Consider the following 10,520-nt stretch of genomic DNA (forward strand, 5'->3'; position numbering starts at 1 on the left):
GCGCAATCCAGATGTCCTCTTGCTTCTCCCGCTGCTTGCGCGTCCCCATCGACATGCGCGACATTCTACGAACTATGCCTGTGGATACTTCAGTACTTTCCGCTCACGAATCCAGACTTGCACCACGGGCTGCTAGGGTTGTAGACGAATGAGGGGGTGCGGATATTGTAGGGTCGCTAAGCTGCTGAGGACGATAGCGCGGATGAGCGGCTGGTTCCGGTTAGGATCACGCCACTTCTCGTGCTTGTATGCGGGCTTGGGTCTTTACCGCAAACACCATCAGCCAAAGGCCGGTTGTGACTTCGGCGATGGCCATCGGCGCCCAACCATACTGGAACGTCGCTGCGCACTCGGGAAAGATCAAACTGCCAAAACAGATGACCGTCACCACGACCGAGGCAAATACACCGAATGCCGACAGTATCCTGGGAATATATCTCGATTTGAAAAACAGGTAAAAGAAGAGGATGGAACCGATACTGAAGAATATCGCGCTGATGTTGTACGCGGCGGAACCCGCATCGCGCGTCAGAGCCACCAAGGCCCGTGTCTGGTCGGCGCCCAATGTCCCGACCGACTGTGGGGAAGTATAGAGACCCAGCCTCGCAAAGCCGACGATTATCCCCACGCCGCCGATGAATGATTCCCCCAGCCTCCAATACATTGCGATCTGAGCCAGAAGCCTATCGACGGGCTTGAGCGTTGCATAAAGAGCGAAAGCAAGCAGGAGTGCGCTCAAAGTCTCAATCAGCTCGCTGGAAAGCGCGAGCCGGTATAAGTGTTCCGAGGCTACTACTCTCTTCGCTTTTGTGGCGAAATCCCCGGAGCCAACGATACGGGATATGGTCAGCATACCGGCCAGACCGGTGATGACCAGCCATAGAAACAGAAAGCCCGCAACTCTCGCGTAAATGCGCTGCGTTCTTTCCGCCGAACCGTCTTCCATTTCAATCTGTGCCATTGCATTCGTTCTCCTTACGCGAGGAACTGGAATCAAGGATGACGCGACTCAGATCGGTCCTTGATAGCGGCGCAGCCGGGCCGCTGCGGCGAGGAATGCCGCGGCGATGGCCAGCCCGATCCATAGACCCGGGCTGATCAGGAACTGACCCGGAGTAAAGTGCATCAGCGGATCCATCGAGAGGCTGCCGGTCATGAAATCGTCGCCTCCCCCGCCACCGAGCATGCGGTTCGCCAGCATCGCGCCGAAATGCGTAGTGTTAAAGGCAATTTTCTCAACGACTCCGATCGCAAGCAGTGGCAAGCCGGCCCACAAAAATGGCGCGCGCCGTGCCCACGCTGAAACCAGCAGCAGCCAGCCATAGATGGGCGCGTACCAGAGCCCATGAACAGTCAGGAGGTGGTAGAGCAACATTAGCCACGTCTGGAACAGCGACGCATGGGTCCATAGCGTCGTGACACTCAGACCGCTCCCCAGCAGGACCGCGGTGCTCACCAACAGCATGATCCACTGCGTCACAACGGTGATCGCGAAGTTGACCAGCGGGAGGATCACGATCGGAGTGATCGCCTTCGAAAGCACGGCCGTGAGATCGGAAACCGGCAGCGACTTCCAGAACAGGATGCTGCGATCGCGACGTTCGCCGTGCAGCGCGTCGAGACAGTAGAACACCCCGACGACAAGAGTGGTCAGCATCATCAGACCGGAAGCGATCAGGTACGGCTGCGCGACCAAGTTGTGCTGCTGTATGATGTCGAGCGTCAACGCGGCACGCACCTTGCCCGGCAGACGAATGGTGCCGATCAAGAAGCCGAACAGAAACAGGGCGGCAACGGCCAGCGGCGCGATAAAGATGGAACGGTTCTCCCACAATTCGCGTCGCACCGACCAGTACATGGGCCGAGTCGCTGACGTGACCGCGGGCGCGACTCCCTGCGAGTCGAAGGACTCGGGCACGGCACTCGATTGAGTATTCATACAGCCGCTCCTTTTGTTTCTCCGGCCTGATTGCCCATCACGGCAACGAACAAGTCGGCGATGCTAGGCGTGCGCACGTCGCCAAGCGCGGCGAGTTGCTGACGATCGACAGCATCGAACAGCAGGATGCTGCGACCGAACCGCTGGCGCTCGTGCATCGGCTTGAGCGCCCGTGCCGCGGCGAGCTGCTCGGGATTCACTATCACTTCCAGATAGCGCGACCCCAATTGTTCCATGCTGCAATCGAGTACGATGCGGCCGCGGTCGATGAACATGAGATCGGTGAGGACGTGCTGGACCTCTTCCACCTGGTGCGTCGTCACCACGATGGTGCGACTGCGATCGAAGTAGTCGTTCAGCAGGGAATCGTAGAACTGCTTGCGATAGAGGATGTCGAGACCAAGCGTCGGCTCGTCCAGCACCAGCAATTTCGCGTCAATGGCCATGACCAGGGCAAGGTGCAGTTGGGCCACCATGCCCTTCGACAATTCCCTGACTTTGCTGGCGCGGCGGATCGTGGTCTTCGCCAGAAAACCTTCCGCCTTCGCGCGATCGAATCGCGGATGCACGCCGGCGACGTAATCGAGCGCCTGCGAAACCCTTATCCAGCGCGGCAGCACGGCGACATCGGCAATGAAGCAGACATCGCGCATGAGCCGATCGCGCTCGGCCCAGGGATTGCGTCCGAGCACGTTCAGTTCTCCCTGATAGGGGGTGAGACCGAGAATCGCGTTGAGCGCGGTGGTCTTGCCGGCGCCGTTGGGACCGATGAGTCCGAGGATGCGGCCCTCTTCAACACGCAAATTGATGCCGTCCAGCGCGATCGTTGTTCCGAACGCCTTACGCAGACCGCGTGCTTCTATGCATGCCATGGCTTCAGCGCTCCTTCTCTTCGGTTTTCGACCGTGCGGCATCTGAAGACGACGTAGAGGTTGCGCCGTCCAGGAGTTCTTCCGCCGTCAGGCCGAGCCGCTGAATGGTTGCCTGGACCCTGGGCCATTCTTCGGCAAGAAACTTCTGGCGTTCGCCCTTGAGCAACAAACTGCGCGCGCCGGCATTGATGAACATGCCGCGGCCTCGTTTGGCCTCGACCAGCCCCTCGTCCACCAGTTGCTGATAGCCCTTCAGGACCGTGAGCGGATTGACCCGATATTCAGCCGCGACGTTGCGCACGGAGGGCAGCGGGTCGCCTTCCTTGAGTACCCCATCCAGGATCATCGCGACGACACGGTCGCGAAGCTGGCGGTAAATCGGCTGACTGTCGTTCCACTCACGGTCCATCAGGTTTTCCAGAGAGCGCTACCAGACCTTACCAGAGATACCACGCGCCTCAGTTCTTCCGCCGTAGATCGAAGTGCGCGTGGATCGGCTTGTCCTTCATCATGAACGTCCAATCCTCGGTGTGATGGTTGGTGTCGATGATGGTGAACACCGAATGGTGCATGTGGTACTCCGTGCTCCCGCTGATGTCCTTGAACTCGAACTCGACCGTCTTGCCGTCGGGCGACATCTTGCCGGTCATGCGTGGCCGGTTCCCCGCGTCGCAATAGTGAACCAGCGTGAGCTGGTCTCCGTCCACGTAAAACATCGTGACCGGATGGTCGTACTTGGTCGCATCCAACGGCGTTCCTGCTTCCTGTAACTCGTGCACGAGCGCGTTCCCCCTCGAGGTCACGCGCAGCGAGACGTGCAACGGCGTGCCGCCTGACATCTCCGGTATCTCCGGGACGGTGACGGGGCCTTCCCAATCTCCCGCCAGGCTTTTCATGGTTGCGAAGGACATCTGCGCCTCGGACTTCGGCGCGGCGGCTTTTGGCGCGTCCATCTTGTGCGCCTCGGACTGCGCGAAAGCCACGGTGGAGAGCGACATCAGAACAACGGACAGCACAAAACGAAGGGGTTTCATGTTTCATTCTCCTTAAGCTTCTTTACTTTCGGGTCGGGGTTCTCTCTCGCGTACTCAGGTGCGAGCGCTCACCGGTCCGCTTAGTGTTATAGTTAACTATAACACTAGATCACAATGCAAGCTCTTTTTTGATTTTTCTTTCGGGGGCCGGTTCCCGCCTCCATCCGCATAGAAACGGGGCTCTCCTGGCCAGTTCGCGCAAGACAGGTCATTCCATTTAATGGGAGTTCAGCCGTACCGCCCGGCGAACGGCCGAATCCTGGGTAGTCGGCTCACCGGAAACTGTAATGCCGGCCAATCATGGGGCATAGCTATCGCGGAGTACGCCGGCTGCTATGTTTGTCGATGCGGCGCAGGGAGGACCGCAGAATCTCGGCATGAAGTTCCTTTCTGTGTTCGATTCTGGAACACGATTGTTCCCGAACTGGGAAAAGCGAACTTGAAGCCGGGTCGGGTCTTTCCTCGGAATGACAGACTCCACGAAGGTGAAGCGTCAGAACGAGTCGCTGCAAAACGGCCACGCATACGAGCCGCTGACATACAATATCTGGTTCTTCAACGCAGCTCATGTCCGATAGAGGAAGTAGGCGATGTTTTACCACTTGGCGGATCGGCTTTATATCTCACTTCTTCTTCTCGCCGTGGTACTTGGCGCAACTGCGTGCAACAAGGGCGTGGAAGCGAAAGGGGAAGGCGCGCAGGCTCCGGGGATTCCCGTGAAGGTGCAGGTAGCGGAGCCGCAGCGCGTGGGCGAGTTCACCGAGTACATGGCCGCGCTGAAATCGCGCAATGCGGCGGTGCTTCAGCCGCAAGTCGAAGGGCAGGTCACGCGCATTTTCGTGCAGTCGGGTGACCGCGTGGAGCGCGGCGCGCCCCTGCTGGAAATTGACCCGCTGAAACAGCAGGCGACAGTCAACAATCAGGAAGCGTCGCACCGGGCGCGGCTGGCCAACCTGGAATGGACGCGCAAGGAGTTGGCGCGCCGCAAGGAGTTGTTCGCCGCCGGCGTCATCAGCCGCCAGGACCTAGACCAGGCGCAGAGCGCATACGACGCCGCCCTGGCCGATGTCGAGGCCATGGCAGCCGGGGTCCGCGAGCAGCGTGTCCAGTTGCACTACTACACGGTGAAGGCGCCCGACGCCGGCATCCTTGGCGACATCCCGGTGCGCGTGGGCGACCGCGTCAAGGTTGACACCGTGCTCACCACGCTCGACAAAAGCGGCGAACTCGAAGCGTACATTTCCGTTCCCGCCGAAAAAGCCGCGGTCCTGCACCGCGGCACGGTAGTCGAAATCCTGGACGACAGCAAACCCGCGGCCCGGTGCGCCGTCAGCTTCGTTTCGCCCCGGGTGGATGCCGACTCGCAATTGGTGCTCATCAAGGCCATCGTGCCCAATAAGGGCCGCCAGTTCCGCAACGCGCAGATGGTCCACGCTCGCGTGATGTGGAGCGAGGCTGAACACCCGCTGATACCGGTCACAGCCGTGGCCCGGGTCAGCGGGCAGACGTTCGCGTTCCTCGCGGAAGGCGATGGCAAACAGGACGTAGCGCGGCAGCGCGCTGTCCGCCTCGGAGATATTGTCGGCAACAACTACGTTGTCCTGGATGGAATCAAGGCCGGCGACCGCATGATCGTGAGCGGCGTGCAGATCCTGGTCGACGGCATGCCCGTCGTGCCCCAATCCTAAGCGCAGCGGAGCAGTCATGTTCGTCAATTTCTTTATTCGCCGGCCGGTGTTCGCCATCGTCTGTTCGCTGCTCATGATCCTGGCGGGAGCGGTGGCAATCCCGTCGCTCCCGGTGGCCGAGTTTCCGCCGATTGCGCCGCCGCAGGTGACGGTTGGCGCGTCGTACACCGGCGCCAACTCGCAAGCGGTGGAGACCAGCGTCACCACGCTGCTGGAACAGGCGATCAACGGCGCGGAGGGCATGCGTTACATCAGCTCGAGCAGCGCCAACGACGGTTCCAGCCAGATCACTGCCACTTTCGATCTGACCCGCAGCCTCGACATTGCCGCCGTGGACGTGCAGAACCGGGCTTACACCGCCCTGGGGCGCCTGCCCGCGGAAGTGCAGACTACCGGCCTGTTCGTCAACAAGAACTCCGGCTCGTTCATCATGGCGATCGGCTTTTATGCCGACAATAAGCGCTACGACGAACTGTTCATCAGCAATTTCCTGGACGTTTACGTCAAAGACGCGCTGAAACGCGTCAAAGGCGTGGGTGACGTAATCATTTTCGGCGAGCGCAAGTACTCCATGCGCTTGTGGCTCGATCCGGTGCGGCTGGCCTCGCGCAAGCTGACTGCCGCGGATGTGGTCAACGCACTGCGCGAGCAGAACCTGCAAGTGGCGGCGGGCCAGGTTGGAGAAGCGCCCGCGCTGCCGGGGCAGTCGTTTCAGATCAGCGTGCGCGCCGTGGGCCGCCTGGCCGAGCCCAAGCAGTTCGAGAACATCGTCCTCAAGCGCGGGCCCGACGGCTCCCTGGTGCTGCTGCGCGATGTGGGCCGCGCCGAGCTCGGGGCCGAGAGCTACGGCGGCAATCTCGCCTACAACGGCCACGATGCAATCGGGCTCGGCGTCATGCAGCTTTCCAACGCCAACGCGTTGGATGTGGACCGCGGCGTGCGCGAGGAATTGGAGCGACTTTCCAAGCAGTTTCCGCCGGGGCTGAAGTATGTCATTGCCTTTGACAGTACCCTGGCCGTGGGCGAATCCATTCGCGAAGTGCTGAAGACGCTGCTGGAAGCGATCATCATCGTCATCCTGGTGATTTTTCTGTTCCTGCAAAGCTGGCGCAGCACGCTGATTCCGGCCATCACCATTCCCGTGTCGCTGGTCGGCACGTTTGCGTTTGTGAAGCTGTTCGGCTTCTCCATCAACACGCTCACCCTATTCGGGCTGACGCTAGCTACCGGACTGGTGGTGGACGACGCGATCGTGGTCATCGAAAACGTCGAGCGCCACATGGAGGAGGGGATTGCCGATGCGCGCAAGGCCTCGCAAGTCGCCATGGGCGAGGTGACCGGCGCCGTGATCGCAACCTCGCTGGTGCTGATCGCCGTGTTCGTTCCCGTAGGGTTGTTCCCTGGGACCACCGGCCGGCTGTACCAGCAGTTCGCTCTCACGATCGCGTTCTCCATTGCGCTTTCGGCATTCAACGCGCTCACGCTGACGCCGGCGCTTTCCGCCCTGCTGTTGCGTCCCACCGAGCGCCCCCGCAACCCGCTGTTCCGCGGCATCAACTCCCTGATTCGCGGTGGAACCGCGGCGTACAGGAACTCGCTGGGACACCTGAGCGCATGGAAAATCCCGGTGCTGATCGTGTTTCTTGCCGGGCTGGCGCTGAGCTATTGGATTTACGGCAAGGTGCCGACCAGTTTTGTGCCCAACGAGGACCAGGGCTGGTTCATCGCCGCGGTGCAGGCGCCGGAAGGGGCGTCGCTGGATTACACCACGCGCGTGAATGCGAAGGCGACCCAGGTCCTTGCCCAGAATCACGACATCACCGGCGTGTTTTCGGTCGCGGGTTTCAGCTTTAGTGGCGCCGCGCCCAATCGTGGCTTGATGTTCGTCAGCCTCAAGGAACACGACCAGCGTCACGGCTCGCAGCATTCGGTGCAAGCCGTCATCAACCAGGTGCGCGGCCCGCTCTCGGGCATATCCGAAGCCATGGTCGTTCCGTTTCTCGCGCCGCCGATCGAGGGTCTGGGTGTCTACGGCGGGTTTCAGTTTCAGCTTCAGCAGACCGGATCGGGGACGCTGGACGATCTGGAACGCGTGCTGCGCGAGATGATCCAGAAGGGCAACAGCCGTCCGGAACTGCGCGGGTTGTTCACCAGCTTCAGCGCACGCGATCCACAGTTGCTGGTGACCATTGACCGTGAAAGAGCCAAGAGCCTGGGCGTGCCCTTTACGCAGATCACCTCGGCGCTGCAGGTCTTCATGGGCTCGCAGTACGTCAACGATTTCGATTTCAACAACCGCTCGTACCGCGTGTACGTGCAGGCCGACAAGGCGTTCCGCTCGCAACCCCGCGATCTGCGCCAGTTCTACGTCCGAGCGGATGACGGCACAATGGTGCCGCTGGACGACATCGTGACCGTGAGAGAGACCACCAACGCCAGCATCATCAGCCACTACAACCTGTTCCGCACCGCGGAAATCAACGGCAGCGCGGCCCCGGGATTCAGTTCCGGACAGGCCATCAGCGCCATGGAGCAGTTGGCGAAACAGGTGATGCCGGCCGGGTACGCCTACGAGTGGACGGGCATATCGCTGGAAGAGATCCAGTCGGGTGCGCAATCGTTCCTGCTGTTCGGCCTGGGCCTCCTGGTGGTTTATCTGACGCTCTCGGCGCAGTACGAAAGCTTTGTGCTGCCGTTCATTATTCTGCTCGCAGTGCCCATGGCAATCCTGGGCGCGCTGGGGGCACAGTGGCTGCGCGGGTTGCAGAACGATGTCTATTGCCAGATCGGCCTGGTGATGCTCATTGGGCTGGCCAGCAAGAACGCCATTCTGATCGTGGAATTCGCCGAGCAGTTGCAGGCCAAGGGATTGTCGCTGGCAGAAGCTGCCGTGGAGGCCGCGCGCCTGCGCCTGCGCCCGATCTTGATGACTTCGGTGGCCTTCATCCTGGGCGTGCTGCCGCTGGTATTTGCCAGCGGCGCAGGATCGGCAGGGCGTCACTCGGTGGGCACCACCGTATTCGGCGGGATGGTGATTTCCACCATCCTGAACCTGTTCATCATCCCGGTGTTGTACCTGCTGGTGCGCAGCGTCATGCCCGCTAAGGCTACAAGCCCCGTGGCGCTGTCGGAAACAGAAGCGGATTAGTTCGGCTCCGATTACAACCTGGTTGGGCGGACTTCCGCTATGGTCTCGATTGAACGCATTCTGACGACGTGTTTGCGAACAGCACTTCGACCCGATGGCGCGCTCGGAGCTGTAGCGCAACCGGTCGCCAACCGTTTCCGGTTCCCCACCCACGGGAGGTGTAGGACGCCAGAGTAGATGACATCACTGGTATTGATCTCAAAGCAGGACTCGCGGTCCGATGCGACAATTTCATGACATTTCTCGTACCAAGCAGAGGCCAGCTTGGGAAGGGACCTACAGAGCCAGAGAGCCGTTTCTCCGTCAGTTCTACCGGACCCGAAATTTCTTGAGTCCCGTGGCCGCGCGCTGGATCAACTTTGGCAAGCATGCCGATTTCGTATTACCACATCGATTCCTTCGCGAGCGAACTGTTCGCAGGCAATCCCGCCGGTGTATGCCTCCTTCCCGCATTTCCCGTCAATGATGTCATGCAGAAAATCGCAGCAGAGAACCGTCACAGCGAAACCGCTTTTGTGGTTGCCCGCGCTGATGGCGATTTCGACCTGCGTTGGTTCACACCGGTAGTGGAAGATGACCTGTGCGGCCACGCAACGTTGGCTGCCGCGTATGCCCTTGCTTTGCGTGGACATGACACCTGGCCGGTTCGCTTCCATACAGTCAGTGGCTTATTGACGGTCAATCGTGATCACGAGCGCTTTGAAATGGATTTCCCCTCTAGGCCGGCGGTACCGTGCGAACTCCCAACGGGGTTGCTGTCCGCCCTGGGTCTGGAGATGGCAGAGGTAATGCGCGACCCTCGCGACTTTCTCATCGTCGCCCACCACGCCGAAATAGTCGAAAACCTCAAGCCCGATATAGCTGCGTTGGCCAAAATTGATATGGGCATCGGTGGAGCGATTGTTACAGCTGCCGGCGAGAAGGATGTCGATTACGTATGCAGGTTTTTCGCTCCATCCGAGGGGATCGACGAAGATCCTGCCACGGGATCAATCCAGTGCACACTCGTCCCATACTGGGCCGGACGCACTGGCAAGCAAACATTTCGGGTGCAGCAACTGAGTCCTCGTGGCGCCCGAATGTGGTGCACACTCGCTGGCAACCGCGTAAAGATCGCTGGTGAAGCGAAGCTTTATCTACAAGGGACCATCGATATCTTAACTTGAGATTCTGCTCTCGCTTCTCATCGGCTGTGGCCTCCGGAGGGCTGAAGTGACCACCTTGCGATTCGAGGGTCTCCAGCTTCGGGAAGGTCATTGGGTTATCGCGGACCTGAGAGGAAAAGCTGGCCATATCCGGACGATTCCTGTTCCGTAGCGGGGTTCAATGTGATTCAGGACCAAGTGGCTTTACCCCGAGTGGCCTGAGTAGGACGCAGGGCTCCGTGTTCGCGCGCGCAAGATCAGCCATAAACGGCAACCCAACCCAGGCTGTTATTCTGAAATGTGACTGCAAGGCCAAACACACACCCCAAGACCCCGCTTCGGAAGGGTTTCCTCCGATCCTTTGTTCGATGGCTCATCACCGGCGCGGTGCTCATTTGGGCGCTTGCCGCGCTGATGCTTGCGGCCGCCCGGTGGATCGACCCACCGACAACCGCAGTGCACATCCAGCGCCGCTTGCAGGCCTGGATTCACCACACGCCGTATCACGAACGCTACAAATTCATTCCGCTCGGCCAAATCTCGCCCGATCTCCAACACTCTGTAATCGCCGCGGAGGATGCGCGCTTCTACCAGCATCATGGGTTCGATTGGCACCAGATTCAAATCGCTGCCCAAGACGATTTGGAAGGCGGTCGCACTCGCGGAGCTTCCACCATTACGCAGCAACTCGTAA

9 protein-coding genes are annotated in these 10,520 nt (G+C 60.2%); 4 read left to right on the forward strand and 5 right to left on the reverse strand.

The annotated features are described in order from the left end of the window. Positions 1-226: 226 nt before the first annotated feature. Genes LAN64_19435 through LAN64_19455 form a run of 5 tightly spaced genes read right to left on the reverse strand, consistent with a single transcriptional unit; the run spans position 227 to position 3,845 of the window. Positions 227-961, reverse strand: a complete 735-nt coding sequence (locus tag LAN64_19435) for a DUF4386 domain-containing protein (GenBank protein MBZ5570004.1) — start codon at positions 959-961, stop codon at positions 227-229. 48 nt (positions 962-1,009) lie between these two features. Next, positions 1,010-1,939, reverse strand: coding sequence for an ABC transporter permease (locus tag LAN64_19440; protein ID MBZ5570005.1), 930 nt, complete (start codon positions 1,937-1,939; stop codon positions 1,010-1,012). After that, entirely contained in the window at positions 1,936-2,811 is an 876-nt protein-coding gene (locus LAN64_19445) for an ABC transporter ATP-binding protein (protein ID MBZ5570006.1), read from the reverse strand. Before LAN64_19445 ends, LAN64_19440 begins: the two co-directional genes overlap by 4 nt. Before the next feature lie 4 nt (positions 2,812-2,815). Beyond that, positions 2,816-3,220, reverse strand: a complete 405-nt coding sequence (locus LAN64_19450) for a GntR family transcriptional regulator (GenBank protein ID MBZ5570007.1) — start codon at positions 3,218-3,220, stop codon at positions 2,816-2,818. Positions 3,221-3,269: 49 nt separating this feature from the next. Continuing rightward, positions 3,270-3,845, reverse strand: a complete 576-nt coding sequence (locus LAN64_19455; GenBank protein MBZ5570008.1) for a hypothetical protein — start codon at positions 3,843-3,845, stop codon at positions 3,270-3,272. A 590-nt stretch (positions 3,846-4,435) separates the two neighbouring features. Here LAN64_19455 and LAN64_19460 point away from each other — a divergent pair. The 4 genes from LAN64_19460 to LAN64_19475 form a co-directional block, all read left to right on the forward strand. Beyond that, positions 4,436-5,533 (forward strand): efflux RND transporter periplasmic adaptor subunit, encoded by a 1,098-nt coding sequence (locus LAN64_19460; GenBank protein MBZ5570009.1) that lies wholly within the window; start codon positions 4,436-4,438, stop codon positions 5,531-5,533. A 16-nt stretch (positions 5,534-5,549) separates the two neighbouring features. Beyond that, positions 5,550-8,681 carry a multidrug efflux RND transporter permease subunit gene (locus LAN64_19465; GenBank protein MBZ5570010.1) on the forward strand — a complete coding sequence of 1,044 codons (3,132 nt, stop codon included), beginning with the start codon at positions 5,550-5,552 and terminating at the stop codon, positions 8,679-8,681. Between the two features lie 368 nt (positions 8,682-9,049). Continuing rightward, positions 9,050-9,847: a PhzF family phenazine biosynthesis protein gene (locus tag LAN64_19470; GenBank protein MBZ5570011.1), complete on the forward strand. Its 798-nt coding sequence runs from the start codon at positions 9,050-9,052 to the stop codon at positions 9,845-9,847. A gap of 393 nt (positions 9,848-10,240) precedes the next feature. Next, positions 10,241-10,520: transglycosylase domain-containing protein (locus LAN64_19475; GenBank protein MBZ5570012.1), on the forward strand; the 280-nt coding region annotated here is incomplete at its 3' end.

This window comes from Terriglobia bacterium, from assembly GCA_020073185.1.
GTDB lineage: Bacteria > Acidobacteriota > Terriglobia > Terriglobales > Acidobacteriaceae > JAIQGF01.